Below are 25,945 nucleotides of genomic sequence, written 5' to 3' on the forward strand. Positions count from 1 at the left end.
CTCCGCCTCAGATCTTCTTGGTCGCGTGGCGGCCGAGCAGGCCGGCGGGCTTGACGATCAGGATCGCGAGCATGACCAGGAAGGGCATGAATTCCTTGAACGCCGAGTCGACATAAGCGCCGGTGAGGTTCGCTGTCAGCCCGACGATGGCGCCGCCGACGAGCGCGCCCGGCATCGAGGTCAACCCGCCCAGAACCGCGGCGGCAAAGGCGAAGTGCAGGGCCTGCTGCATCATGGTGAAATGAAGGAAGGTCAGCGGTGCGATCAGCAGGCCGGCCACAGCACCCACCATGTAGGAAAGCATCCAGGCGAGGCCGTGCATGCGGGCCACTGGCACGCCCTGCAGCCGGGCCGCGGTTTCGTTGCTCATGGCCGCCTGCATGGCGATACCGGTCCGGGCATAGCGGAAGAAGGCGAAGAGCGCCGCCGACAGCACCAGACAGGTCGCGATGATGCCGAGATCGGCGAGACTGACCGCCACGCCGCCGATCAGGATCGGCGCCTGCGAGAACGGCCCGGCCATGTCGTGGGGATCCTTGCCCCAGATCCAGACCGCGACGTCGCCCAGGATGAGATACAGGCCGAGGGTGGCGATCGCATTGGCGAGCAGTGGCTTGCCGATGAAACGGCCGATCAGCACCACTTCGATCGCAAGGCCGATCAGGGCGGCGGCGGCGATGGTCAGGATGGCCGCCAGCCAGTAGGGGACGCCGGCTTCGAGCAGGGTCCAGGCGATGAAGGCCGAGATCATGACGCCTTCGCCATGGGCGAAATTGATCACCCCCGTCGCCCGATAGACCAGCACGATGCCGAGCGCGACGAGACCGTAGATGGCACCGAGCGCGATGCCGCTGACCGCCATTTGCGCAAGCATGGGATCAGCCTCCGGTGCGGGCGCGATCGGCATCGACCGCGCGCTTGAGATAGGGCACCAGTCCGCCCGCTTCGAGCATCGCCCGGTCGGCGACCGACAGCGGTTCGAACGGCTTTTCCCAGCCCCTGGTCAGGTTGCGGACGCAGCCTGCCTGCCAGTCGACCTCCAGGCTGTCGAAGCGGTCGGTGGCGGCCGCGACGCCGGGGCAGGGGATCAGCGGAAAGCCCATGCTGATTTCACCCCGCCAGAAGCCGGGCGAGAAACCGTCGGCGATCACGCCCGCGACACCCAGATGGCGCATGGCGCGCATCGCCGGATAATGCGGATGGCCGTAGCCGAAATTGTCGGCGCCGACCAGCAGGTCGCCGGGCCGGACCTTCTGCGGAAAGCCGGGCTCGTCATCCTTCATCACCAGCGCGGCCAGCGCGTCGATGTCGGTGATCTTGATGTTCTCGACACCGATGATGCGGTCGATGTCGTAGTCGTCCTCGCGGAACACCCAGACGGCGCGACCGCGGAGATCGGGCAGCGACATGGGCTGCACTCCTGGATGGGGAAAGATGGCGGCAACGGGCCGACGACAGGCGCTGCCGTCAGAGATAGCGGCGGGGATCTGCGATCCGGCCTTCGATGGCGGCTGCGGCCACGGCTGCGGCATTGCACAGGAAGATTTCGGACTTCGGATGCCCCATGCGGCCAGGCACGTTGAGCGTGCCGGTAGAGACCGCCCGCTGGCCCTCGGCCATGGTCGCGATCCGGCCGAAGCAATAGTCGCAGGACGGGCTGCTGACGAAGGCGCCCGCCTCGACCAGAGTGGTGATCAAGCCCTCCGCCGCGGCCCGGGCCATCAGCGCCCGGCTGGTCGGCACGACATGAAGCGCGAAGCCGGGGGCGATCTGACGGCCTTTCAGCACCTGGGCCGCGGCGCGCAGATCCTCGATCCGGCCGCTGGCGCAGCTGCCGAGATAGCCGGCCTGGACCTCGGTGCCGATCACCTCCGAGAGATCGCGGGTATTGGAGGGCGTGGGCGGCAGGACGACCACCGGCTCCAGCGCCGACAGGTCGACGGTGTGGCGGGCGGCATAGACGGCATCGGTGTCGCTGAATACCGGGTCGAGGGCGAGCTTCGGCCGGTCTCCCAGCCAGTCCGCGGTTTTGTCGTCGGGCATCATGACAGCGGTGGTGGCGCCGGTGAACATCGCAAGGCCGCAGATCGTCTGCCGGCTTTCGATGCTCATCTCCGTAACCGCCGGCCCGCCCAGCTCCAGCACTTTGAAGGCGGCGAATTTGGGGCCGAGCGCCCGGACCAGATGGTGGAAGACATCCCGCGCCATCACCCCCGGCCGGAGAGAGCCCGTCAGATTGATCCGCACCGTCTCTGGCACCCGGATCGAGATGGCGGGGCGGACGAAGGCCTCAAGAAGGTTGCGGCGCAGCCCGATCGCCAGCGAACCGAAGGCGCCGAGCTGGCTGACATGACCGTCGAAATGGACCGCGAAGCCGCCGGGCACCGCATAGCCGACCTCGGCCGAGACCTGATGACCGATGCCATGGCGCTCGTAAAGGGCTGCGCCCTGTTCGGCGCACCAGGCCCGGGTCATCTGGTGAAGCTCTTCTTCCTTCGGCGTGGCCGTCGGAACCATGTGGTCGATGAAGATGGCAAACCGGGATGGATCATCGACACGCTCTATACCGAAATCATCCCGCATCTGACGGAAGATCACATCGGTATAACCGGGAAAATCATACGCGATAACGAAATCGGGGCGAGCCTCGATTTCGTCTCCGGCCCGAACATGATCGCGACCCGAGGTCCGCGCGAGAACCTTCTCCGCGAGCGTGTAGCCCATGACTTGTTGTCCTCCCGTCACGCCACCAGATTTCATGCACCGGTGATCATCTTGACTTGAGTGGATCCTGCGCGGCCTGCTTGTTGGTGTCAATATGCAAATCATGGTTCATTGAATGAACCAAATGAGGGTCGGTGTATGAACCGCGGCCGAATCCTGAATTGCTTGATCCTGATCAAGGTCGGAGGGAGCATCGGGGTGGAGATTGTGCGTAGCAGCAATGAAGGGCCCGTGAAGGGCCGCAGGCTCAGCAGGAGGTTCCAGCTCCATGAGCGGTCCGGGCGTGATCACCGCCGTGCGTGGCGCGGTGCTCGATATCCGTTTTCCCGCGGGCGATCTGCCCGCCATCGGCCATGTGCTTCACGTCCACGACGGCGACGCGCCCGAGATCGTGGCCGAGGTTCAGTCCCATCTGGACCGCGAGCATGTGCGCGCCATCGCCCTGATGCCGACCGGCGGGCTGCGCCGGGGGGCCGAGGCGATCGCCACCGGGGCGCCGGTGATGGTGCCGGTGGGGGATGCCGTGCTCGGCCGGCTGCTCGACGCGACCGGGCGGATCGGCGACAAGGGGGCGGCCCTGCCCGACGACGTGCCCCGCGCGCCGATCCTGCAGGCCGCACCGGCCCTCGCCGATCAGACCGCCGCCACCGATGTCTTCGAGACCGGCATCAAGGTCATCGATCTGCTGACCCCGCTCGCCCATGGCGGCAAGGCCGCGATGTTCGGCGGCGCCGGTGTCGGCAAGACCGTGCTGGTCATGGAGCTGATCCAGGCCATGGTGTCGGGCTATCAGGGCATCTCGGTCTTCGCCGGCATCGGCGAGCGGTCGCGGGAAGGGCACGAGCTGCTGCTCGACATGCGTAATTCAGGCGTGCTGGAGCGGACCGTCCTGGTCTTCGGTCAGATGAACGAACCGCCTGGCGCCCGCTGGCGGGTGCCGATGACGGCGCTTGCCGTGGCCGAGCATTTCCGCGACCAGCGGGGCCGCAACGTGCTGCTGCTGATGGACAATGTCTTCCGCTTCGTCCAGGCCGGCATGGAAGTCTCGGGCCTGCTGGGCCGGTTGCCCTCGCGTGTCGGCTATCAGCCGACCCTGGCGAGCGAAGTCGCGGCCCTTCAGGAGCGCATTGCCTCGGTGGGCGGGGCGGCGGTGACGGCGATCGAAGCGGTCTATGTTCCGGCCGACGACTTCACCGACCCGGCGGTGACCGCAATTGCGGGGCATATGGACAGTCTGGTCGTGCTGTCGCGATCGATGGCGGCCGAGGGCATGTATCCGGCAATCGATCCGATCGCCTCGTCCTCCACCCTGCTCGACCCGCTGATCGTGGGCGAAACCCATGCCCGCACGGCCGAAGAGGTGCGCCGGACCATCGAGCATTACCGTGAACTTCAGGACGTGATTTCGCTGCTGGGCCTGGAAGAGCTGGGGGCCGAAGACCGGCGACTGGCAGAGCGGGCCAGGCGCCTGCAGCGGTTCCTTACCCAGCCCTTCAAGGTGACCGAAGCCTTCACCGGCACACCGGGACGGTCGGTCAGGCTGGCCGATACCATCGCCGGCTGCCGCGCGATCCTCGACGGCAAATGCGACGACTGGCCGGAAGATGCACTCTACATGATCGGCGATCTGGAGGAAGGACGCCAGCGCATGGAGGCCCGGCACCGGGACGAGCGGCGCGGGGATGCGGCAGCATGAGCGGGCGGCGCCTGCATCTGGTGATCGCCACACCCGCAACCGTCGTCCGCGACCTGGACGACGTGGTGTCGGTGCGAGCCGAGGATGCCAGCGGCGGCTTCGGCATCCTGCCCGGCCATGCCGATTTCCTGACCGTCCTCGACGCCTCGGTGATCGGCTGGAGGCGGGCCGACGGGCGTGCGGAATATGGTGTGGTCTCGGGTGGCGTGCTCAGGGTCGAGGGCGGGCGCGATATTTCGCTGGCCGCACGCAGCGTGGTGACCGGCAGCGATCCGGAACGGCTCAAGGCCGACATCGCCGCGGCCCGCGAGGCACGCGACGATGCCGACCGCAAGGCCCGCACGGCAGAGGTCGGCATGCAGACCCGCGCCGTGCGGCAGATGGTGCGCTATCTGCGTGACCGGCCCGAGGAGGTGACGCCATGACCGGGGAGGCGACGCCATGACCCCGCCGCGCGACCGCCGTCAGGACCGGCGGATGGAGCAGGCCGCCGATCGCCAGGCCGCCCGCGAGGCGGCGAAACGCAAGGATCATGAGCCCGGGATCGGTCACCGGTTGGGGCAGATCGGTGTGCTCGGCTGGATGATCGTGACGCCGATGTTGCTCGGCCTGTTCCTCGGCCGCTGGTTCGACCGGCTGGCCGGCACCGGCATCACCTTCGCTGCCGCCCTGCTGATGGCGGGCGTGGCACTCGGTTTCTGGTCGGCCTGGAAATGGATGCATCGCCCATGAACGCCCTCTCGACCCTGACGGTGGATCCGACGGCGCTGGCGCTGGCATTTGTCGCGGGGCTTGCCGCCGGGGCCGGGTTTTTTCTGGTGCTGCGACGGAACACGGATCTGTTTGCCGGCGGCCGCATCGGTCTCGCCATAGCGATGCAGGTGGCGCGCTTCGCCGTTCTGGTGCCGGTTCTGGTGCTGGCGGCCCGCCAGGGGGCGGGACCACTGCTGGCGGCAGCCTTGGGTGTTCTGATCGCGCGGCGGGTGGTGGTCGGCCGGGTACGCCGTCGATCCGCCGCCATGCTGCCCGACGGGGGGCGGTCGTCGTGATCGGATCACCGCTCGAAACCCCGATCGCCTTTCATCTGGGGCCGGTGCCGATCGCAACGCCGGTGCTGGTGACCTGGGGCATCATGATCCTGCTTGCCGGCGGTTCCTGGATGCTGACCCGGCGGCTGGAGTTGATGCCGGGCCGGGTGCAGGCCGTGCTGGAACTGGTGGTCGAGGCCATCGACGGCCAGATCCGCGAGACCATGCGGGTGGAGCCTGCGCGGTTTCGCGCCCTGATCGGCACGCTGCTGGTGTTCATCCTGACCGCCAACTGGTCCTCGCTGGTGCCGGGTATCGAACCGCCGACCGCCCATATCGAAACCGACGCGGCACTGGCCGCCATCGTCGCCGTCTCGGTGATCGTCTTCGGCATCCAGGCGCAGGGGCTCGGCGGCTATCTGAAGACCTTTGCCGAGCCCAGCCTGGTGATGGTGCCGCTCAACCTCGTCGAGCAGATCACCCGGACCTTCTCTCTGGTCATCCGCCTGTTCGGCAATGTGATGAGCGGCGTGTTCGTGATCGGCATCGTGCTGTCGCTGGCGGGGCTTCTGGTGCCCATCCCGCTGATGGCGCTCGACCTGCTGACCGGGGCGGTGCAGGCCTACATCTTCGCCGTGCTCGCCATGGTGTTCATCGCCTCCGGGCTGGAAGGCGAGGGCGGCTCACCGCCCGCGTCCGGCCATACGTCCACATCTTCTTCCTCCCCTACCTCCTCCGGGACTGAGTCATGACCAACTGGATCGAGATCGTCAGCATCCTCGCCGCCGCGATGGCGGTGTCTTTCGGCGCCATCGGCCCCGCGCTCGGCGAAGGCCGGGCAGTGGCCGCCGCGATGGATGCCATCGCCCGCCAGCCCGAGGCGGCGCCCACCCTGTCGCGCACCCTGTTCGTCGGCCTCGCCATGATCGAGACCATGGCGATCTACTGTCTGGTGATCGCGCTGCTGGTGCTGTTCGCCAATCCTTTCGTCGGCTGATCGGCCCCTCGCCATGCATATCGACTGGTGGACGCTGGGCATCCAGGCGGTCAACGTCCTGGTTCTGATCTGGCTGCTCGGCCGCTTTCTGTTCAAGCCGGTGACGGCGATGATCGACCGGCGCCAGCAGGCGGCGCGGGCGATCCTCGGCGAAGCCGAGGCCGCGCGGCAGGCAGCCCTTGCCGAACGGGCGACCGCTGCCTCTGAACATGCGGCCCTGAAGGCCGGCCATGCCGCTGCCGAGGCCGCGGCGGTTGCGGCGGCAGATCGGGCGGCGGCCGCCGTGATCGATGCGGCACAGGCCGAAGCTCTGCGGATCACGGCGCGGGCTACGGAAGCGGCCGATCGCGCGGCGGCGGCGCGCACCACGGAAGTCGAGGCCGCAGCCAGGACCCTCGCAGCAAGGATCGCTGCGCGCCTGCTGGATCGCCTGCCGGTCGGAGCGCGCCTCGACGGCTTCATCGACGGGTTCGCTCAAGCCCTGGACGGCCTGCCCGATGCGGTCAAACGACGCTTCACCGATGGCGGTGAAACGCTGGTCCTGCTTGCCGCCACCGAGGTGAGCGCGGCCACCCGTGCAACGCTCGAGGCGGCCATCGGCCGGGTGCTCGGTTCCGTCCCCCCGCTGGAGATCAGGGTCGAGCCCGCCCTGATCGCGGGCTTCGAGGCCGCAGCCGATCATGCCGTGGTCACCAACAGTTTCCGCGCCGATCTGGCGCAGATTGCCCGGGAGTTCGCGCGCGATGACCGCCAGTGATCCGATCGAGGAGGCAGCCAGGGCCGAGGCCGGCGTCTGGCTGGCCGATGGCGAGGCCCGGCTCGATCGCGCCCGGGTGGGGGCTGCCGCCGAAGCGGTCGGCCGGGTGGAGCGTATGGGTGACGGCATCGCCCTGGTCTCGGGCCTGCCCGATATCCGGCTGATGGAGCTGCTGGATATGGGCGAGGGCCGCCGCGCCTTCGCGCTCACCCTCGACACCGGACGGATCGGCGCGGTGATGATGGATGACGGCGCCGGCATCGCAGCCGGCAGCCCTGTGCGCGGCACCGGCCAGGTGGTGACGGTGCCGGTGGGCCCGGGCCTGCTGGGCCGGGTCGTCGATCCGCTGGGCAGGCCGCTGGACGGGGGCGGGGCGGTGAAGGCGACGGAAACCCTGCCGGTCGAACGCCCTGCACCGGCGATCATGGATCGCGATCTGGTCACCGAGCCGGTGGAGACCGGCCTGCTGGTGGTGGACGCCCTCTTCGCCCTGGGCCGCGGCCAGCGGGAGCTGATCGTGGGCGACCGTGCCACCGGCAAGACGGCGGTGGCGGTCGACACGATCATCAACCAGGCCCATAGCGACATGATCTGCGTCTATGTCGCGGTCGGCCAGCGTGCGTCGGCCGTGCGCCGGGTGATCGATGCGGTGAAGCGTTTCGGGGCGCCGGAACGCACGGTGTTCGTGGTTGCCGGCGCAGGCGCGCCGGCCGGGCTGCAATGGATGGCACCCTTCGCCGGCATGACCATTGCCGAAGCGGTACGCGATGCCGGCGGCCATGCGCTGATCGTGATCGACGATCTGACCCGCCATGCCGCAACCCACCGCGAACTCGCTCTGCTCACACATGAGCCGCCGGGCCGTGAGGCCTATCCGGGTGACGTCTTCTATCTGCATTCCCGCCTGTTGGAACGGGCCGCCAAGCTGTCACCGGAACTGGGCGGCGGCTCGCTGACCGCGCTGCCGATCGCGGAGACCGATGCCGGCAATCTTTCGGCCTATATCCCCACCAATCTGATCTCAATCACCGATGGCCAGATTGTTCTGGACCGCGGGTTGTTTGCGGCCGATCAGCGGCCGGCGGTGGATGTCGGCCTGTCGGTCAGCCGGGTGGGCGGCAAGACCCAGACCGCAGCCCTTCGCGGCGCGGTGGGCCGGCTGCGGCTGGACTATGCCCAGTTCCTGGAACTGGAGATGTTCACCCGCTTCGGCCGCATGACCGACACCCGCGTGCGCGACCGCATTCGCCGCGGCGAGGCGATCCGGGCCTGGCTGCGCCAGCCGCGCTATGCGGCACTCCGCCCGATCGACGAGATCGCCGTGCTGGTGGGGCTGTCGGAAGGCGTCTTCGATGGTCTGTCGAAGGATCAGGTGGAGACCGTCCGGCCGCGGCTGGCGGCACATCTGGACGCGCATGCACCCGGTGCTGCCCGGGTCGTGGCGGCTGGCGGCAAGCTGGATGATGCCGCGCGGGCCGAACTGGTCGCGGCCCTGAAGGAGCTGACGGGTCATCTGCCGGCACTCGCTGCCACGGGGACAAACGGATGAGCGGCCGCCTCCACGACGTCGAAGCGCGGATCGGTACGGTCCGTCAGCTGGAGGCGATCGTGACCGCCATGCGCGGCATCGCGTCCGTCCGGGCGCGGGAGGCGCGCGAGCGTATACAGGCGGTCCGGGCCCATGCCGGCATCGTCGGGCGCGCAATCGGCGACGCGCTGGCGATGCAGGCGGGTGATGACCGGGGCGGGGCGCCACGGCGGGTGGTGCCGACGCGCACCGCTCTTCTGGTCGTCACACCCGATCAGGGCTTTGTTGGTGGTCTGCCCGACCGGCTGCTCGACCGGGCGATGGAGGTGGCCGGGTCGGCTCCGGTGGATCTGCTGATCGTGGGCGACCGCGGGCTGATGCTGGCCGGCGTGCGCGGGCTGGATGTGGCCTGGTCGGTGCCGATGTCGGCCCATGTGGATGACGTGCCGGCCCTTGCCGATCATGTTGCAGGCGCCGTCTATGACCGGCTCGACACCGGGCGGGTGCGGCAGCTGGCGGTGGTGCACGGTACGCCCTCGTCCGGCGGGGAGGGCAACACCGTCGAGATCATCCATCGCCAGCTGGTGCCGTTCGATTTCTCGCGTTTCCCGGTGTCGGGCCGGCGCGTGGCGCCGCTCATCACGCTGCCGCCTGCCGACCTGCTGGACGGGCTGGCCGCGGAATACGTCTTTGCCGAACTCTGCGAGGTGCTGCTGCTCGCCTATGCGGCCGAGAACACCGCCCGCATGACCGCGATGATCGCCGCCAAGACGGGGATCGAACGGCGGCGCGAGGATCTGACCAATCTCGCCCGCCGGATCCATCAGGACGAGATCACCGACGAGATCATCGAACTCGCGACGGGCGGCATGGCTGTCGGACGCAACGGCGCCGGCTAGGATCGGGACGGGTCAGGATCGTGAGGGGCGGCTTGCCGGCCTGGTTTCGACCTGCCCCATCCAGGCGGTGACCCGCTCTTCCAGCCGGTCGACTTCGCGATCGAAGGCGGCGAGATCACGAACGCCGTCTTCGAGCCGCGTCTTGAGGGCCCGATAGGCATCGTGCAGCTCCTGCTGATCGCGCGACAGCGCTCCACCCTCATTGCCGTCGTCATGCAGTTTGCGGGTCTGCATTTCGAGCATCGCGCCCATATCCTGAAGCTTCTTGGCGATCTGGTCGTGGCTGCTGCTGGTATCCATGGCGGTGGATCCTCCGACTGTGGCCATTGGCATCAGGACATCGGACCGCATCTTTCGGGATGCCAGAGGGGGGCGCCGATGTCGCGCGGAAGACGCAGGACCGCCACGCTGCGCTCACTGCCCGCGCCGCATGCCCAGCGCCATCACTCCGGCGGCCGTGAAGTTTCCCGTCATCGCCACCAGAATCGGCAGCAGATAGCTGCCCGAGGCGTCGTAGATATAGCCGGCGGCCGTGGGGCCAACCAGCGTGCCCACCGCCACGCAGGTATAGAGAATGCCGATGATGCCGCTGACATTGCGGCTGCCGAAGGCATCCATGACCACTGACGGAAGCACGGCGACCCAGCCGCCATAGAACACGCCATAGAGGAAGGCAAAAAGGCCGAGCGCCCAAAGGCTGGAGAACCCGGCCCAGATGATCAGCGATGCGCCCATGCCCACATACATGCAGACCAGAGTCGTCCGCCGGCCCAGGCGGTCGGCGATTCCGCCGAGCATAAAGCGGCCGGCAGTGCTGCCGATACCGATCACCCCCAGAAGCAGGGCTGCGGTCGCCGGTGCCGTGCCGCGATCCGTGGCGTAGGGGACGAGATGGACGAAGGGCACGAAAACGCCGAAGGCCGAGATGGTGCCCGACAGATAGAGCTGAAAGAAGGCACGCGAGCGCAGGGCCTCGGCAACCGACATGCCTGGCGCCGGACCGGTTCCCTGAACCGCGACGGCAGCGCCGCCATCCGGTGCAAGCCCGCGATGGCGTGGATCCGCCTCCAGGAGCAGAGCCATCCCGGCGCCGAGGACAATCGCCGCCACACCCATCACCACCCAGGCTGTTCGCCAGCCCAGTGCCTCGATCGCCAGAGACGCCGCCGGTGGAACCACCAGGGTACCGACGCCGATGCCAGCCACGGCGAGGCCCGATGCGAAGGCGCGTTTGCGGGTGAACCAGCGCTGGACACAGGCGATCGCAGGAACATAGGAACAGCCGACGCCCAGGCCGACACCCAGCCCGTAAGCGATATAGACCTGGTTCATGGATGTCGCCTGTGCCGCCAGAATCATGCCCAGACCGACGAAGACCATGCCGGCAAGGGTGATCGGTCGTGCCCCCCAACGATCCGCAATCGGTCCGGTGATGAGGCCAAGGGCGAAATACAGAAAACCCGCCAGGGAGAAGATCAGCGAGACCTCCCCGCGAGAGGCACCGAACGTGCCCTGCAGCGGGTCGACGAAGGCACTGAAACTGTAGGCAGCTCCAAAGCCGATAAACATCACGGCAAAGGCTGCAGCAACCACGAACCAGCCGTGGAAGACCGGAGATGCGGGGGATGTGGTGGTCATGGGGAGCCCGGACGCCTTGATCTTGTTCTTCTGAGGAGGGGACGAGGGGTCATCCGACCCGAAGGTCTTCTGCATACCCTGCGGTAGATTCCCACCGAAGTCATCTTCTTCCGTCAGCGGCCACATGCTGCAACAATTATCGGCCTTTGAAAAAGAAAAATTATCTGACCGCGTAATCCAGAGAGACGAGGACAAAATAAGAACATCCTCAGATACAATACGTCACCCAATCTGCCCCCAAAAGAAGAGCTTAAGCGTCTGCGGGGCAGCCATAACGCAGGAGACCGGTCATGAGCAGCAGTGCGGAAGCCCGCGAACAGGCGCTGGAGGTGGCGGAACGGTTGGGCACGCTGGGCCCGGTGGTCGTGAAGCGCATGTTCAGCGGGGCAGGGCTGTCCATCGACGGTGTGAACTTTGCGTTCGTGATCGGTGGTACCCTCTATTTGAGGGTCGACGACCAGAGTCGGCCCGAATACGAGGCCATGGGGCTGGAGCCGTTCCGCTATGACCGGCCGGGACGAACGGTCACCGTCGGGTCGTATTACGAGGCGCCCGACGAGGTCTTCGACGATGACGAGGCGCTTTGCAGCCGCGCAAGGGCAGCCTGGCAGGCGGCGCTGACGGCATCGCGTGCCCGTCCTCCTAAAAAGCCCCGCACGCCCCGACGCAGGAAACCCGGATGAGGGCCGGAAAGCTGCGACCACTAGACGCGCCCCGCTGCCATGAAGCTGCCACATGGCCGGGCTAGCATCCTGCAGATGCCCATTCGTGCAGGAGCTGAACGGTATGGAGAAGACCGGGGTCGTCGATGCGCTCGGCCAGGTGCAGCTGTTGCTGCCGGCCTGGATCACCACCGCCCTTGCGGCAAATGACCGGCTGAAGCTGTATCTGAGCATCCTGCAGGCCGCGCGACATCGGTCGACCGGGCCCGGCGCTGTCCCCGTAGACCTGACGCGGGAGGCGGCCGCGGCCGGCGTCGACGGCGCCTGGGCCAGCGAAGCCGTCGCAACTGCAACGCCCGATGCCGACGGCGTACATCTGTCGGATCTGCCCCGGCTCCGGCAGTTGCTGGCCCAGGACCTGAAGCTGATGGCCCGGCCGCTGATCGATGGCGGCCATGATGAGGCAGGCACCTGGACCAGGCGGGTTGCGGCCTGGATGGCCCGGCTTGACGGGATGGAGGGCAACCGGCTGGAGGATATTGTGTTGACGGCGCTGACCGCCGGTCGCGATATCGCCCCCGACGGCTTCCATCCGCTGGTGATGGACCTGCACAAGAGCCTGAACCGGCTGGCAACGGAGCTGGCCGACGAGCAGATCGACGGCGCCCATGTCTGGGCCATTGCCGATGCTGACCGGCCGAGGATTGCCGCTTTCATGCGCGGGCTCAATCGCACCCGGCCGCTCAAATTTGATCATCCGGGCCTTGAGACGGCCGCGACCCGCGACGGGGAGCGGCTGCTGATCCAGAACGACATCGGCACCAATGACGCCCATGTGCTGGTCGTCCAGGTACAGGCCCTGCGCATCACCCTGACCTATTCCGACCTCCACCGGCAGCGCTTCGCCTTCTTTCAGGGACTGCTGGGCGCGATTGGCGCCGTCTGGTCGGACAGCGAGAGCCGCCGGACCCGCGGGCTGAATGCCGGCGAGGCCTATCACGTCGGCACGGCGATCTTCGACTGTGCCGACGAGACGGCATTGCACGGCACACTGGAAGGGCTGGGCGCACGGATCGTCTTCCTGATCGACTGGAACCGGGCCCGCAAACGACTGGCCCCCTTCGTGTCGAAGCTCGACGCGATCGCCGTCCTCACCGACGCGGCAACGCGTGAGGCGGGGCACATGGCCTGGCTGGTGGCCGGCGGGCCCGATCTGGTCCATGGCGCGATGCAGGCGGTGGGGCCTGAATATTTCCGCATCGGCGACCGGCTGGACGAGGTCATGGGCCGTACCGCCGCGATGGCCTTTCTGGTCGAGTTGATGGTGCGGGCGAAAGAGGCCCTGCTGCGCAATCAGCCGGCCGGGGTGGTGGCAGATGATGCCCGGGTGATGCTGCTGGCGCATCTGCGCCACCAGGTCAGCGAGTTCGAGGCGCTGGCCGACCATGCCGGCTTCTGCCATGCCCTCGCCGAAGGTGTGCGGGACGGGCTGATCCATGGCCTTGAGCACGATGTTGCCGCCGCAACCGCTTTTGCCGACCGCGCCAAGACCTGGGAACGTCAGGCAGACGAACTGGTCATGCGGTTGCGCGAACAGGCAGATCGCCAGCCCCATCGTCTGCCGATGCTGCGGCTGATCGAACGGGCCGATGATGTCGCCGATGCGCTGGAAGAGGCAGCTTTCCTGCTGTCGGTGATCGCCGAGGGCCACGACCTGGGCTGGACGTCCGAGGTCCGCGAGGTGCTGCGACGCCTGGCTGAGACCACGTTCACCGCGGCCGAGGATCATGTCCGCGCTCTGGCGATTGCACGCAGCCTTGGGCCTGATGGTACGGCAGACGATCATGAAGAGCTGGTGGCGGTCCTCTGGCGGATCGTCGGGGCCGAACGCGCCGCCGATCAGCTGTTGCGCGACGTCCGCCGCGTGCTTGCCCGGCACCTGACCGATGCGGCGTCTCTCAATCTCGCCACCGATTTCGCTGCCGCATTGGAACTGGCGACCGACGCCCTGCTGGTCACCGGCTACGGGCTGCGCGACCTCGCCTTCAGCCGCATGGGAGCCGGAGCATGACGCGCCAGAATGTGAAGAGCGAGGGCATGGCAGGGCTTGCGACCACCATCCCCGTCATCCTGCCGGGGGCCGCCCTGGCCGAAAATACGAGCGCCGCGAGCCTCGGCAACAAGGCCTTTAATCTGGCCCGGATGGCGGCGCTGGGCCTGCCGGTTCCGCCGGGTTTCGTGATCGGTACGGCCTGGTGCGCGCGGGCGGAAGAGGTCGGCCCGGCCCTGTGGCGCCCCGCGCTTGAGCGCCTGGAGGAAGCGACGGGCCGCAGGCTTGGGGATCCCCGCCGGCCTTTGCTGCTGTCGGTGCGCTCCGGTGCACCGGTCTCTATGCCGGGCATGATGGAGACCCTGCTCAATATCGGGCTCTCCGACGCAACCGTTGACGGCATGCTTCGGCTGACCGGCCATCCGCGGCTCGTCTGGGATGCCTATCGCCGGCTGGTGGCGGGGTTCGGTGAAGTGGTGGCGGGTATCGATCCCGCCGCCTTCGATGCCGATCTGGATGCGATCCGCGGCTCGGTGCCCGAGCGGGCGCTGGATTTCGATGCGCTGCGCAGGCTGACCCGCCGCCATCTGGACACCTATGCCCGCACCGCCGGCACGGCCTTCCCGCAGGATCCTGCCGACCAGCTTCAGGCCGCAATCCAGGCCGTGTTCCGGTCCTGGCAGGCGCCCAAGGCACGGTCCTGGCGGGCACTGCATGCGATCGCCGACAGCATGGGCACAGCGGTCACCGTGCAACAGATGGTGTTCGGCAATGCCGGCGGACTCTCGGGCGCCGGCGTCGGGTTCACTCGCGATCCCACCACCGGCGTGCCCGGTCTCTGGGTGGATTTCCTGTTCAATGCCCAGGGCGAGGATGTCGTCGCCGGTCGCCGCTCGGCCGAGGGACATGAGGCGTTGTCTGCTGCGGCGCCGCATCTTTGGGCGGAACTGGTGGCGTCGGCGGCCCGGTTGGAACAGACTTTCGGCGACATGCAGGACATCGAATTCACGATCGAGAACGGCCGCCTGTTCCTGCTCCAGACTCGCGACGGCAAGCGCACACCGCTCGCCGCCGCACGCATCGCGCTCGATCTGCTGGACGAAGGGCTGATCGATGCCCGCACCGCCCGCGACCGCCTGCGGTCCCTCGACCGGGCGAGCCTCGCCGAGCGGGTGATCGCCACGGCCGACGGAACTGTGGCCGAACCGCTTGCCCGCGCGGCCAGCGCATCCGCCGGGGTGGCGAGCGGGCCCATCGCCCTCGACGAAGCCCAGGTCGAGGCAGCGCGCGCCCGCGGCGAGACACCCATTCTGGTTCGCCGGGACGCGGAAACCCGGGATGTGGCCGCACTCGACCGCGCCGCCGGGCTGCTCACCATGCGCGGCGCCCGAACATCCCATGCGGCCGTGGTAGCCCGGCAGCTCGGCAAGGTCTGTCTGGTCGGTTGTGGAGAGCTGACGATTGACGAGGCCGCCGGGCGGGTGATGATCGGTGGTCGGATCTTCGGGACCGGCAGCCGGATCACGCTGGACGGCAATACCGGCGCGGTTCATGCCGGTGCGCTGGAGGTGGTGACCCGCGAGCCCCAGGATCTCCTGACCCGCATGGCGACGGTGCTAGCCCCGGACTGACCCCAGGCGGGCGAGACGTTCGAAACAAAGGTCGGTGGTGATGGCAAGCAGTCCGACCAGGATGGCACCCTGAACCACATAGGCCGGGTTGGAGCCCGACAGCCCCTCGATGATCGGTGAGCCCAGGCTGACGGCGCCGACCGTGGAGCCGATCGTGGCCGTGCCGATATTGATGATCACCGCCGTCCGGATACCCGCCAGCATCACCGGAAAGGCAAGCGGCAGTTCGATGCGGAGCAGACGGCCCGTTGGCCCGAAACCGGCACCGTCCGCCGCTTCCTTCAATGCCGGTGGCAGGGCACGGAGACCGGCTGCCGTGGTCTCGACCACCGGCAGCACGCCATAGCAGGCGAGCGCGATCAGTGTCGGCAACGGACCATAGCCCACGGCCGGTACCGCCAGGGCAAGCACGGCAACCGGCGGGAAGGTCTGCCCGACCGCCGTCGCCATATCGACCATGCGCGCGAAGTCACGACCGGCCGGCCGGGTCACGAAAATGCCGACCGTGATGCCGACCAGGCAGATGATCACGCTCGAAGCGGCCACCAGCCCGACATGCGACAGCATCAGGGTCAGGAAATTGGTACGGGTGTAGATCGGTCGGGGCAGGTCCGGATAGAGCGTCCGGAACAGGGGCTCCGCTGCCGGCATGGCGAGCGTCGCGATCACCAGCGCCGCGGCGGCCCAGGGCAGCGGATCGCGCCAGAGCGGACGGCCTGGGCGATGCAAGGGCGGGGTGCCGGCAAGGCTCATCTTGCAACCAGCCCGCCCAGGGTCACCACCCCGAGCTTTCGACCAGAGGCATCGGCCACCGCCAGCCGATCGGCCCGGGCGGCCACCATGGCGCCGAGGGCCAGATCCAACGGCATGTCCGGATGCAGCACCGGCCCCCCGGCCACGTCGCCTCCGGCCTCGATCCGCTCGGCCACCGTGCGGGTGCGAAGCATACGCAGGCCGGCGAGCGGCCCGCCGACGAATTCCCGCACGAAATCATCCGCCGGTCGGGCAAGCAGGGCGGCCGGGCGATCGATCTGTACCAGCCGGCCATCGCGCAGAATGGCGATACGATCAGCGAGGCGAATGGCCTCGTCGACGTCATGGGTGACGATCACGATCGTCTTGCCCGTGGCCGTCTGGATGCGCTGCAATTCGGTCTGGATCTCGTCGCGCGTGACGGGGTCGAGCGCGCCGAAGGGCTCGTCCATCAGCAGAACCTCGGGGTCTGCGGCCAGCGCACGGGCAACACCCACGCGCTGCTGCTGACCGCCCGAAAGCTCGTGCGGATGTCGGCCGCCGAACTCCGCCGGGTCCAGACCCACCAGATCGAGGAGTTCCTCGACCCGCGCCCGGATCCGGTCCCTGGGCCAGCCAAGCAGCACCGGCACGGTTGCGACATTGCGCGCCACCGTCCAGTGCGGAAACAGCCCGATCGACTGGATGACATAGCCGATGCGGCGCCGCAGCGCGACGGGCTCCAGACTCGCGATGTCGGTGCGGCCGAGCGTGATCCGGCCACTGTCGGGCTCGATCAGCCGGTTGACCAGGCGTAGCGTGGTGGACTTGCCCGAGCCCGAGGGCCCGACCAGCGCACAGATCTCCCCCTCGGGCACCGTGAAGGAGAGGTCTTCGACCGCAGCACGGTTGCCGTGGAATTTGCTCACCCCGTCGAAGACGATCATGCTCATGACGTGCGGGCTCCGGTGAGGCGGGTGGCGAGCCAGGCCGAGGCGGCGCGCAGCACCACATCGGCAGCGAGGGCGAGGGCGATCGCGGTCAGCGCCCCCAGCAGAACCAGATCCGTGGCGGTCTGACCCAGGCCCTGGAAGACGAAGGCGCCAAGCCCTCCGGCACCGATCAACGCCGCGACCACCGCAAGACCGATCGTCTGAACCAGCACGATCCTGAGGCCCGCGAGCAGCACCGGCAGGGCCAGCGGCAGCGAGACCTGCACCAGGATCTGACGGTCAGAGAGCCCCATGCCGCGGGCCGCCTCGATCGCCGCTTCGGGCACCGAGGCGAAGCCGGCGACCACGCCGCGCGCCGTGGGCAGCAGGGCGTAGAGGGCAAGGGCGATCACCGCGGGTGCCACGCCGATCCCCGACACGCCCGCAGCCTTGAGTGCGGGGAAGGCCGCCGCGAGGCCGGTCAACGGGCCGATCAGCAGGGCGAAAAGCGCGATCGAGGGCACGGTCTGGAGCAGGTTGAGCACGCCGAAGATTAACGGAGCCACACCGCGCCGGGCCCGCGCCCAGAGGCCGAGGGCACCGCCCGACGGCAACGCGATCGCCAGCGCCAGCACGACCAGTTGCAGATGGCGCAGGATCTCGACGCCGAACCGGTCGCGGCGGGCCATGTATTCGCGCATCAGCGACAGATCATCGAGCCGGCCCGAGGCGACCGCCGCCCAGATCAGGCCGAGCAGGACCACCACACCCAGCGGCCCCAGCACCGGGCCCGGCCTCAGCCGGGCCACGGCGTCGATCAGCACCAGAAGGGCCGCGGCGGCCAGGATCCAGAAGCCGGCACCGAAGGAAGTGCGGGCGGAGGTACCGCGTTCGGCAAGGACCCCGGTGGCGATATCGCCGGCAGCGAAGAGCAGGCCGAAAAACAGCAGGCCGGCGAGCGCCGCCGCAACCAGGTCGGCACCGCGCCCGGGCCGGACCAGCGCGGTGGCACCCAGCCCCGCCAGGATCAGCACCAGGATGGCGAACTCGGCCCCGGGCAGGGCGTCGACGGCAGCCACGGCACGGCCGGAGAGGATGCGGTTGGGGGCGATGGTCACGAAGCCCGCAAAGGCGGTCGCCGCCGCCATCGCCACCACCAGAACCGCGAGCAGCCGGTTGCCGCGCGGGGAGGGGCGCCCTGCGGGCGCCGCCTCGTCGTCGACGGCATCCAGGCCGTCGAGCGTGCTCACTTCAGCAGCCCTGCCTTCTTCAGATGCGCTTCGGCAACGGCCCGCGGATCCTGCCCCTCGATCTGGACGCTGGCGTTCAGCGCCTGAAGCGTTTCGAGGTCGAGGGTCTGGAAGGCCGGCTCCAGCAGGCCCTCGATATCCGGATGCGCCTTCAGCACCGCTCCGCGGATCACCGGCGCCGGCTCGTAGACCGCCTGCACGCCCTTGGTGTCTTCCATGACCTTCAGCCCGACCGCGGCGATGGCGCCGTCGGTGCCGTAGACCATGGCCGAATTGACACCCGAAGTGCCCTCGGCTGCGGCCTTGATGGTCGCGGCCGTGTCACCGCCCGAGAGCACCAGCAACTGATCGGCCGAGAGCTTGAACCCATAGGCCTCCTGGAAGGCGGGCAGGGCGGCCGGGCTTTCGACGAACTCGGCCGAGCCCGCGAGCTTCACATCGCCGCCGCCTGCAACCCATTTGCCGAAATCATCCAGCGTGGCGAGCTTCTGCGCCTCGGCTACGTCGCCGCGCACGGCGATCGCCCAGGTGTTGTTGGCCGGCGCCGGCTTCAGCCAGACCAGATCATTGGCCTCGGCATCGAGCTCTTTCGCCTTGGCATAGGCGGTATCGGCCTTCTTCCAGGCCGGATCGGCGTCGATGTTGAAGAAGAAGCCGGCATTGCCGGTATATTCCGGATAGATATCGATCTCACCCGCCAGCAGCGCCTCGCGCACGATCTTGGTCGGGCCCAGAGAGATCCGGTCGTTGACGGTATAGCCGGCATTCTCCAGCACCAGGCGGATGACATTGCCGAGCACCGCACCTTCGGTGTCGATCTTGGAGCCGACGGTGATGGCGTCGGCCGCACGGGCCGGACCCGTCACGACGGCAGCGGTGCCGACAGCGAGCGTGGCGGCGAGGGTGAGAAGGCCCGCACGGCGGAACAAGGTGCGGCGATCGATGGTCGGCATGGAGCGGCGTCCCCCATTGGTTCCTGACAAGACGGGGGCGGGTCTCTGCCGCGCCACCCCGGAACGTCTGCGACGTCTGTCTCTTTTCCGATGCCGGTGCTCCGTCGATGGGACCACCAGCGCGACGCGAACAACGGCAGCGGCGCCGTTCTCGTTCCGTCCATCCTAGCAGCCGTTTCCGCGCTTGCCGAACCCGAAGGGCGGAAATTCGCGCTGGACAGGCACCCAACTGACAGAATGGCGTCAGGAAGTCGCCCGCCCGCACATCATGATTCGACCCGCGCCTCAGATCCCGGCGAGCAGCGCCGCCAGCGCCAAAACCGCCGGCAATGCCTGAATGAACAGGATCTTACGGCTCGCCGTTACCGCACCGTAGAGCCCTGCCACCACAACGCAGGCCAGGAAGAAGACGAGGAAGGCGAAGCCCTCATCACCGCCGCGCACCATGCCATAGATCAGGCCGGCTGCCAGAAAGCCGTTATAGAGCCCCTGATTTGCGGCCAGAACCCGGGTCTGCGCCGCGAAATCGGCGGTGGTGCCGAAGGCCTTCCGACCGCGCGGCGTGTCCCAGAGAAACATCTCCAGAACGAGAATATAGGCATGGATGGCCGCAACCAGCGCGGCAAGGATCTGGGCAATCATGCGGGCCTCCGCGGGGTGGATGCCGCATGGGACAGTCCAGTCGGCTGTCTCAGTTAAGCCCGATGGTGACCATTGGGTCAATCTCCGATGATGCCAGGATTTCCGGGCCAGGTTCCGTGCTTTGCGACCGTATGCGATACGGCTATGCTCACAACACGAGACGATATCGGAGACGGCGCCCAGGTGAGGACAACACGGATCGGCAGACGGCTCCGACGGGGCGGTATCGCTGCGTGCCTTGCTCTCGGGGCAGCCTGTATGACCCCAGGCGCCGCCACGACGGCGGCAGCAGATGGTGCTTCAGTCGCACTCACCGAAACCGAACGGCTATGGCTGGCGACAAGCGGCCCCGTGACCATGTGCGTCGACCCGGATTGGGAGCCTTTTGAGCGGATCGACGAAGCCGGCCGGCATGTCGGCATCGCGGCCGATCTTCTCCGTCTGGTGGCGACACGGCTCGGCATCGACATCGTGCTCTACCCCACGGCCAGCTGGGATGAAAGCCTCGCCGCTTCGAAGGCCGGGCACTGCCGGATCCTCAGCTTTCTGAACCGGACGCCAGAACGTGAGCGCTGGCTGGTGTTCACCGCACCGATCTTTCGCGACCAGAACATCGTGATCACCCGTGAAGAGCACCCCTATATCGGTGACCTTCACGGCGTCAGCGACGAGACCGTGGCCCTGCCGCGCGGCACCATGGTCGAGGAGCGGCTGCGGCGGCTCTATCCCAATCTTCAGATCACAACCACCGGCAGCGAGCCCGAAGCGGTCGAGATGGTTTCGGAACACCGGGCCGACATAACCATCCGGTCGCTGATCGTCGCCGCCTATGCGATCCGCAAGGAGGGGTTGTTCAATCTGAAGATTGCGGGCCAGGTTCCTGAATTGACGAATGAATTGCGGGTCGGCGTTCTGGCCGGAGAACCGATGCTGCGCGACATTCTGGACAAGGGCATCGCAACGGTCACACCGCAGGAGCGGGAGGCGATCTCCAACCGTCATGTCGCCGTGCAGATCCAGCGCGGCATCGATTATCGCCTCGTCTGGCAGGTCGGTGCCGCAGCGGCCGTGCTGCTGCTGCTTGCGCTTTACTGGAACCGTAAACTGGCGCGGATGAATCGGGAACTGGTCCGCCTGTCGACCACAGACCCGCTGACCGGGCTGTTCAATCGGATGAAGGTCGACGGTTTCCTCGAGGAGGAACTGGCCCGTGCCCGACGAACCGGGCAGAGCTTCGGGGTGATCATGCTCGATCTCGACCATTTCAAGGCCGTCAACGATCAGCACGGCCACCAGCTGGGCGATGCCGTGCTGGTCGATGTGGCAGCCCTGCTGCGTACCGGCCAGGGCCCGGGCGGCTTGGCAGGGCGTTGGGGCGGCGAAGAATTCATCCTGGTCTGCCCGGGGGCGGATCTGCCCGAAACCGCCCGGCGGGCCGAGGTGCTGCGGGCGGCCATAGCCGCCCATGGCTTCGCGGTCGGCCCCTGCACCGGCAGTTTCGGGGTTGCCGCCTGGCGCCCCGAAGACCGGGTCGAGGACATCGTGCGTCGGGCCGACGCAGCGCTTTACGATGCGAAACGCGCCGGCCGCAACCGGGTCTGCCGCGCGACGGATGAAACCAACGGCATGCGCGCGCAGGCAGCCGGCTGAGCGATCAGCCCGCCACCGACCGCAGCCAGCCGGCCATCCCGGCCATGGCCGTATCACATTGCGGGAAGCGCGCCACCGACCCCGGATGGACCGGGAAGTTGTGATGCATGTCTGGCGCATGCAGATGCGTAACGGCCATGCCTGCCGTTTCCAGCCGGCGGGCAAGGGCGATGCCTTCATCCCGCAGCGGATCATATTCGGCCGTCGCAACCAGCACCGGCGGCATATCCGGCAGGACACCAGCCCGCAGCGGCGACAGATCCGGATCCGCCGGATCACCATCCGGCGCATACTGGCGCCAGAACCAGTGCATCGCCTCGGCCGTCAGCCGATAGCCCGTGGCATTCTCGACATAAGAGGCATGGCCGCCCGAGGGATGATCGGTCGCCGGGTAGAGCAGCATCACCCCGGCGGGCCGCACCGCCGCCTGACCATCCGCGTCATCCGCCGCCATCAGAACCCGACGGGCCGTCACCATGGCCAGCTGCGCGCCGGCGCTGTCCCCGCCGAGCAATACCCGCCACGGATCGCCACCGAAACCCGCCGCCTCGGCCACCGCCCAATGCCAGGCGGCGAGGGCATCATCCCGGGCGGCGGGGTAGGGATGCTCGGGCGCCAGCCGGTACTCGACCGATAGGATGATCACCCCGGCCGCATCGGCCAGCAGCCGGCAGAAGGGATCATGGGTCTCCACCGACCCGAACACCCAGCCGCCGCCATGGGTATAGACCAGAACCGCCGGCGCCGGCGTCATCCGCTCGGGCAGATAAAGCCGCCCGGTCAACCCCGCCCCGATCACCACATCACGCACCCGCACCGCATTCGGCAGTCCAGGGATCGCCTCGCGCGCCAAGAGCGCCCGCACCATCCCCTCCCGCGCCTCCCGCACCCGCGCGGCATCATCGGCAGGCGGGGGGCCGGAGACGGCGTCGAGCGTGTCGAGGTATTGGCGCAGGGCGGGGTCGATCGGTTGGCGGGGGGGCATGGGGGAGATCTCCTTGGAGCATGCGCGTCGGTAGGCGGATATGTGGCAGCTATTGTCGGAGTTTGCGGGGACGAGTCCACTTTCGCGCTTCGGGTCTGTCGGACAGCGCGAAGCTCGCCAGAGCTGCTTCATTGACATTTTACGTCTTACGTAATATGTAAAGATAGCAGGAGCAAGCCCATGATCCAATCTTTTGCGTGCCGGGAAACGGAAGCCCTCTTCAATCGGGAACGATCCCGACGGTTCGGCGCCATTGAACGTCAGGCCCGCCGCAAACTTCTGATGCTCGACGCAGCCCACGTTCTCGATGATCTGCGCAGCCCTCCCGGTAATCGCTTGGAAGCCCTTCGCGGCGACCGGGCGGGTGCGCACTCGATCCGGATCAATGATCAGTGGCGACTGTGCTTCATCTGGACAGAAGCCGGCCCCCGAGACGTCGAAATTGTGGACTACCATTGAGTCCTACTTTGGTTAAGCCCCGCATGGAGGGCAGGGAGGCCCGACGGTGATGCCGACAAAATACGAGCCCATTCACCCCGGTGAGATCCTGAGCACCGAATTCCTCGACCCCCTCGGTGTCTCCGCAACGGAACTCGCACGCGCCATCCACGTGCCCCCTAATCGCGTGACCCGTCTGATCAACGGACAGGCCGCGGTGACTCCTGACACCGCGCTGCGACTGGCCCGCGCCCTGCGCACGACGCCGGAATTCTGGCTGAATTTGCAGATGCGGTTTGATCTGGATATGGCCGCAGATGCGGGTGGAGTGATGGATGATATTCAACCGATTGTCGTTATGTAAATAAATGCGCTATTCGAACGGATCACACCTTGCCGTCCCGCCTTTCAATGGCCTGGATCCCGCTCTCTGGTAGTGAGGCGTATAATTCCGCGATGTACTTGGGTTCGGATACGGTCTTATCCACGATCATGTTCAGAAGCGTGAAGAGTGTCTCGGCAGTTTTCCGGTCGTCACGCAGGTCGATCGCCTTCGTGGCCTGCTGGAAAAGAGCGCAGATGCCGATCTGCTGCGCGAGATGATCGGTTTTGCCGCCGAGCGGCTGATGGAGTTGGAGGTGGCGACGCTGACCGGCGCCGGGCATGGCGAGCGCAAGCCCGATCAGCGCCTTGTCCACCGCAACGGCTACCGCGAGCGCGACTGGGAGACCCGGGCGGGGACGGTGGCGTTGCGCATCCCACGCCTGCGCAAAGGCCGTGCTTCCTGGAGCCCCGCCGGATGGCGGAAAAGGCGCTGACCGCCGTCATCCAGGAGGCCTATGTCCAGGGCATCTCGACACGGTCGGTCGACGATCTGGTCAAGGCCATGGGCATGACCGGCATCTCGAAAAGCCAGGTCAGTCGCCTGTGCGCCGAAATCGACGGCAAGATCGCAACCTTCCTCGACCGCCCGCTGGAGGGCGACTGGCCCTATGTCTGGCTCGATGCCACCTACGTCAAGGTGCGCCAGGACGGCCGCATCGTCAGCGTGGCGGTGATCATCGCGGTCGGTGCCAACACCGCCGGGCGACGCGAAGTCCTGGGCATCGACATCGGCCCCAGCGAGGCCGAGACCTTCTGGACCGACTTCCTGCGCAAGCTGGCGCGGCGGGGCCTGCGCGGCGTCAGGCTGGTGGTCTCCGACGCCCACGAAGGGTTGAAAGCGGCCATTGCCAAGGTGCTGAATGCCACCTGGCAGCGCTGCCGCGTCCATTTCATGCGCAACGTGCTGGCCCATGCGGGCAAACAGGGCCGCCGCGTCGTCTCGGCCTTCATCGGCACCGCCTTCGCCCAGGACACCGCCCGGGCCGCCCGTGTCAGGCCGCCCGTGCGCAATGGCGCCAGGTGGCCGACCAACTGCGCCCCAGAGCCCGGAAACTGGCGGACTTGATGGACGACGCCGAAACCGACGTCCTCGCATACATGGACTTCCCCGCCGCGCCTGCACTCGACCAATCCCATCGAGCGCCTCAACGGCGAAATCAAGCGCCGCACCGAGGTCGTCGGCATCTTCCCCAACGTGGCCGCTATCACCCGACTGATCGGCGCCATCCTGCTGGAACAGAACGACGAATGGGCCGTCCAGCGATCCCGCTATATGACCCTGGAATCCGTCGCCCCCTTGGGCGATGATCCGCTGACCAGCCTGCCGCCCGTCGCGGCAGCCTGACTATCACGGACAACCCTGCCGGAGATTAAACGGCGACTGCGCTGTTACACCAATCCTTGGGACACGATCCGCTCGGATATCTCAACCCCGGCCGCTCATAAATCCGGCGGCTTTCCCTCGTCCACATTCTGTCCGCTCCCATTTCCTTTGGGGCGGCATCGAATCACAACAGATTCACCGGATTCAATAACATTCCGGACGGGCCCTCAGAAGCGATTTGGTGGTACTAATCACGACGCTCAGGTCGGGCTACGCTGCAAATATGAAATCCGATTTGGTGAGGTCGAAGCGGCTGAAGGGCTTTGGAGTCGGCTCCGCGAGACAAGTGCGCCCGTCCATCGAGGTCTTCGTCTGTCGATACTGAACCGCAAACAAGCGCAGAATGGCTTGACGAACGAGGAAGACGCCGAGCGAACTCAGTTGATAGAGTATCAGTCGGCCGCAGAGTTAGAGCGCAGTATGCGGCTACTTGGCTCTATGATGTCGCAGTCTGAATAATTGGTGAGCGCTGACAAGTATTTGCGGCCGAGCCTGGATTGCGATCAACCGCACCATGCTCACTATTTTCTGCGCTGCTGCGATTTTCACCCTTTGAAGGAGCTATATCTGCCCCGCAGGGCGTGCGAGAACCTCTCGCCCAAGGTCAGCGGCCCGCAACCCGCTATCTGATTGATAAATAAGGCGATACCCTGTCCATTTATACGGCAATCGGCGGTATGGCGGATGGGGTGGGATTCGAACCCACGGTGGGCATGACCCCACGCCGGTTTTCAAGACCGGTGCCTTAAACCGCTCGGCCACCCATCCGGTTCGACATGGGTAGCAGAAGGCGAGGGGGGCGGCAAGACGTGCGAACGCAGGCCAACGCAGGCGCGGTGCGAAAACGCCTGGCCTGTGCGGTACATGACGGGCAGGTGGAGCGGAGAGAGCGCCGGCGGCGTCGGGGCGGGGTGGACGGGAAAGTCCCCCGGGACCCGACGCCGCCGGGCCCGACAGTCGGACGGGGCGAGCCGCGCGCCTGCTC

At 67.3% G+C, this 25,945-nt stretch carries 29 protein-coding genes, 1 tRNA gene and 1 pseudogene; 18 read left to right on the plus strand and 13 right to left on the minus strand.

Translation table 11 applies throughout. The features are described 5' to 3' along the window. Positions 1-7: 7 nt before the first annotated feature. Genes TMO_RS08270 through TMO_RS08280 form a run of 3 tightly spaced genes read right to left on the minus strand, consistent with a single transcriptional unit; the run spans position 8 to position 2,583 of the window. Positions 8-874: a branched-chain amino acid ABC transporter permease gene (locus TMO_RS08270; RefSeq protein WP_014745163.1), complete on the minus strand. Its 867-nt coding sequence runs from the start codon at positions 872-874 to the stop codon at positions 8-10. 4 nt (positions 875-878) lie between these two features. Next, positions 879-1,409, minus strand: a complete 531-nt coding sequence (locus TMO_RS08275) for a 3-isopropylmalate dehydratase (protein ID WP_014745164.1) — start codon at positions 1,407-1,409, stop codon at positions 879-881. Between the two features lie 58 nt (positions 1,410-1,467). Beyond that, entirely contained in the window at positions 1,468-2,583 is a 1,116-nt protein-coding gene (locus TMO_RS08280; RefSeq protein WP_228382303.1) for an aconitase family protein, read from the minus strand. Here TMO_RS08280 and TMO_RS32115 point away from each other — a divergent pair. The 10 genes from TMO_RS32115 to TMO_RS08325 all read left to right on the plus strand — a co-directional run bounded on the left by TMO_RS32115 (position 2,479) and on the right by TMO_RS08325 (position 9,629). Then, positions 2,479-2,784, plus strand: coding sequence for a hypothetical protein (locus TMO_RS32115; protein WP_228382334.1), 306 nt, complete (start codon positions 2,479-2,481; stop codon positions 2,782-2,784). The genes TMO_RS08280 and TMO_RS32115 overlap by 105 nt on opposite strands. Positions 2,785-2,992: 208 nt before the next feature. Continuing rightward, positions 2,993-4,420, plus strand: a complete 1,428-nt coding sequence (gene atpD, locus TMO_RS08285; RefSeq protein ID WP_014745166.1) for a F0F1 ATP synthase subunit beta — start codon at positions 2,993-2,995, stop codon at positions 4,418-4,420. Next, a complete protein-coding gene (locus tag TMO_RS08290; protein ID WP_014745167.1) occupies positions 4,417-4,845 on the plus strand; it encodes a F0F1 ATP synthase subunit epsilon in 429 nt (142 codons plus the stop codon). Before atpD ends, TMO_RS08290 begins: the two co-directional genes overlap by 4 nt. A gap of 16 nt (positions 4,846-4,861) precedes the next feature. Further along, positions 4,862-5,152: an AtpZ/AtpI family protein gene (locus TMO_RS08295; protein ID WP_014745168.1), complete on the plus strand. Its 291-nt coding sequence runs from the start codon at positions 4,862-4,864 to the stop codon at positions 5,150-5,152. After that, a complete protein-coding gene (locus TMO_RS08300) occupies positions 5,149-5,469 on the plus strand; it encodes an ATP synthase subunit I (RefSeq protein WP_014745169.1) in 321 nt (106 codons plus the stop codon). Before TMO_RS08295 ends, TMO_RS08300 begins: the two co-directional genes overlap by 4 nt. Then, positions 5,466-6,200 (plus strand): F0F1 ATP synthase subunit A, encoded by a 735-nt coding sequence (locus TMO_RS08305; RefSeq protein WP_014745170.1) that lies wholly within the window; start codon positions 5,466-5,468, stop codon positions 6,198-6,200. Before TMO_RS08300 ends, TMO_RS08305 begins: the two co-directional genes overlap by 4 nt. Continuing rightward, a complete protein-coding gene (locus tag TMO_RS08310) occupies positions 6,197-6,445 on the plus strand; it encodes a F0F1 ATP synthase subunit C (protein WP_014745171.1) in 249 nt (82 codons plus the stop codon). Before TMO_RS08305 ends, TMO_RS08310 begins: the two co-directional genes overlap by 4 nt. Before the next feature lie 13 nt (positions 6,446-6,458). Then, positions 6,459-7,202 (plus strand): H+transporting two-sector ATPase subunit B/B', encoded by a 744-nt coding sequence (locus TMO_RS08315; protein WP_014745172.1) that lies wholly within the window; start codon positions 6,459-6,461, stop codon positions 7,200-7,202. Continuing rightward, positions 7,189-8,751 (plus strand): F0F1 ATP synthase subunit alpha, encoded by a 1,563-nt coding sequence (locus TMO_RS08320; RefSeq protein ID WP_014745173.1) that lies wholly within the window; start codon positions 7,189-7,191, stop codon positions 8,749-8,751. Before TMO_RS08315 ends, TMO_RS08320 begins: the two co-directional genes overlap by 14 nt. After that, positions 8,748-9,629 (plus strand): F0F1 ATP synthase subunit gamma, encoded by an 882-nt coding sequence (locus tag TMO_RS08325; protein WP_014745174.1) that lies wholly within the window; start codon positions 8,748-8,750, stop codon positions 9,627-9,629. Before TMO_RS08320 ends, TMO_RS08325 begins: the two co-directional genes overlap by 4 nt. A gap of 12 nt (positions 9,630-9,641) precedes the next feature. Here the strand turns inward: TMO_RS08325 and TMO_RS08330 are convergent, their stop codons facing one another. Together TMO_RS08330 and TMO_RS08335 are read right to left on the minus strand one after the other, a co-directional pair. Continuing rightward, complete coding sequence (locus tag TMO_RS08330) at positions 9,642-9,929, minus strand: hypothetical protein (RefSeq protein ID WP_014745175.1); 288 nt, start codon at positions 9,927-9,929, stop codon at positions 9,642-9,644. Between the two features lie 114 nt (positions 9,930-10,043). Continuing rightward, positions 10,044-11,267, minus strand: coding sequence for an MFS transporter (locus TMO_RS08335; RefSeq protein ID WP_041605737.1), 1,224 nt, complete (start codon positions 11,265-11,267; stop codon positions 10,044-10,046). Between the two features lie 290 nt (positions 11,268-11,557). On the opposite strand from TMO_RS08335, the gene TMO_RS08340 reads away from it, so the two are divergent. The 3 genes from TMO_RS08340 (at position 11,558) to TMO_RS08350 (ending at position 15,610) form a co-directional block, all read left to right on the plus strand. Then, the gene (locus tag TMO_RS08340; RefSeq protein WP_014745177.1) at positions 11,558-11,950 is read left to right on the plus strand and encodes a TfoX/Sxy family protein; all 393 of its coding nucleotides are present in this window, start codon (positions 11,558-11,560) and stop codon (positions 11,948-11,950) included. Positions 11,951-12,053: 103 nt separating this feature from the next. Next, positions 12,054-14,000, plus strand: a complete 1,947-nt coding sequence (locus tag TMO_RS08345) for a phosphate transport regulator (protein WP_014745178.1) — start codon at positions 12,054-12,056, stop codon at positions 13,998-14,000. Next, positions 13,997-15,610, plus strand: a complete 1,614-nt coding sequence (locus TMO_RS08350) for a PEP/pyruvate-binding domain-containing protein (protein ID WP_051045331.1) — start codon at positions 13,997-13,999, stop codon at positions 15,608-15,610. Before TMO_RS08345 ends, TMO_RS08350 begins: the two co-directional genes overlap by 4 nt. Here TMO_RS08350 and TMO_RS08355 read toward each other — a convergent pair. From TMO_RS08355 to TMO_RS08375, 5 genes are all read right to left on the minus strand, one after another. After that, complete coding sequence (locus tag TMO_RS08355; RefSeq protein ID WP_014745180.1) at positions 15,596-16,363, minus strand: ABC transporter permease; 768 nt, start codon at positions 16,361-16,363, stop codon at positions 15,596-15,598. The two genes, TMO_RS08350 and TMO_RS08355, sit on opposite strands and share 15 nt — an antisense overlap. After that, the gene (locus TMO_RS08360) at positions 16,360-17,289 is read right to left on the minus strand and encodes an ABC transporter ATP-binding protein (protein ID WP_041605742.1); all 930 of its coding nucleotides are present in this window, start codon (positions 17,287-17,289) and stop codon (positions 16,360-16,362) included. The genes TMO_RS08355 and TMO_RS08360 overlap by 4 nt, the downstream gene beginning before the upstream one ends. Before the next feature lie 2 nt (positions 17,290-17,291). Next, positions 17,292-18,524: an ABC transporter permease gene (locus TMO_RS08365; RefSeq protein ID WP_014745182.1), complete on the minus strand. Its 1,233-nt coding sequence runs from the start codon at positions 18,522-18,524 to the stop codon at positions 17,292-17,294. Continuing rightward, positions 18,521-19,477: an ABC transporter substrate-binding protein gene (locus TMO_RS08370; RefSeq protein ID WP_014745183.1), complete on the minus strand. Its 957-nt coding sequence runs from the start codon at positions 19,475-19,477 to the stop codon at positions 18,521-18,523. The genes TMO_RS08365 and TMO_RS08370 overlap by 4 nt, the downstream gene beginning before the upstream one ends. Before the next feature lie 285 nt (positions 19,478-19,762). Further along, positions 19,763-20,119 carry a DUF1304 domain-containing protein gene (locus tag TMO_RS08375; RefSeq protein ID WP_014745184.1) on the minus strand — a complete coding sequence of 119 codons (357 nt, stop codon included), beginning with the start codon at positions 20,117-20,119 and terminating at the stop codon, positions 19,763-19,765. Between the two features lie 258 nt (positions 20,120-20,377). On the opposite strand from TMO_RS08375, the gene TMO_RS08380 reads away from it, so the two are divergent. Then, the gene (locus TMO_RS08380; protein WP_014745185.1) at positions 20,378-21,769 is read left to right on the plus strand and encodes a diguanylate cyclase; all 1,392 of its coding nucleotides are present in this window, start codon (positions 20,378-20,380) and stop codon (positions 21,767-21,769) included. A 4-nt stretch (positions 21,770-21,773) separates the two neighbouring features. Here the strand turns inward: TMO_RS08380 and TMO_RS08385 are convergent, their stop codons facing one another. Next, positions 21,774-22,754 carry an alpha/beta hydrolase gene (locus TMO_RS08385; RefSeq protein WP_014745186.1) on the minus strand — a complete coding sequence of 327 codons (981 nt, stop codon included), beginning with the start codon at positions 22,752-22,754 and terminating at the stop codon, positions 21,774-21,776. A gap of 180 nt (positions 22,755-22,934) precedes the next feature. On the opposite strand from TMO_RS08385, the gene TMO_RS08390 reads away from it, so the two are divergent. Together TMO_RS08390 and TMO_RS08395 are read left to right on the plus strand one after the other, a co-directional pair. Further along, entirely contained in the window at positions 22,935-23,213 is a 279-nt protein-coding gene (locus TMO_RS08390) for a type II toxin-antitoxin system RelE/ParE family toxin (RefSeq protein WP_041604877.1), read from the plus strand. Between the two features lie 49 nt (positions 23,214-23,262). Then, positions 23,263-23,556 carry a HigA family addiction module antitoxin gene (locus tag TMO_RS08395; protein ID WP_014745187.1) on the plus strand — a complete coding sequence of 98 codons (294 nt, stop codon included), beginning with the start codon at positions 23,263-23,265 and terminating at the stop codon, positions 23,554-23,556. A 22-nt stretch (positions 23,557-23,578) separates the two neighbouring features. Here TMO_RS08395 and TMO_RS32120 read toward each other — a convergent pair whose 3' ends face one another. Next, positions 23,579-23,890 (minus strand): hypothetical protein, encoded by a 312-nt coding sequence (locus TMO_RS32120; protein WP_014745188.1) that lies wholly within the window; start codon positions 23,888-23,890, stop codon positions 23,579-23,581. Here TMO_RS32120 and TMO_RS32560 point away from each other — a divergent pair. Both TMO_RS32560 and TMO_RS32565 read left to right on the plus strand, forming a co-directional pair. Next, positions 23,792-24,771, plus strand: a pseudogene (locus TMO_RS32560) (IS256 family transposase); the annotation flags it as partial. The gene TMO_RS32120 and the pseudogene TMO_RS32560 overlap by 99 nt on opposite strands. After that, on the plus strand, positions 24,772-24,921 hold the full coding sequence (locus tag TMO_RS32565; RefSeq protein ID WP_014745190.1) for a hypothetical protein: 150 nt from the start codon (positions 24,772-24,774) through the stop codon (positions 24,919-24,921). Positions 24,922-25,638: 717 nt separating this feature from the next. On the opposite strand, the gene TMO_RS08415 is transcribed toward TMO_RS32565, so the two are convergent. Then, positions 25,639-25,728, minus strand: a tRNA-Ser gene (locus TMO_RS08415). Positions 25,729-25,945: the final 217 nt, after the last annotated feature.

This window comes from Tistrella mobilis KA081020-065 (assembly GCF_000264455.2).
Taxonomy (GTDB): Bacteria; Pseudomonadota; Alphaproteobacteria; order Tistrellales; family Tistrellaceae; genus Tistrella; species Tistrella mobilis.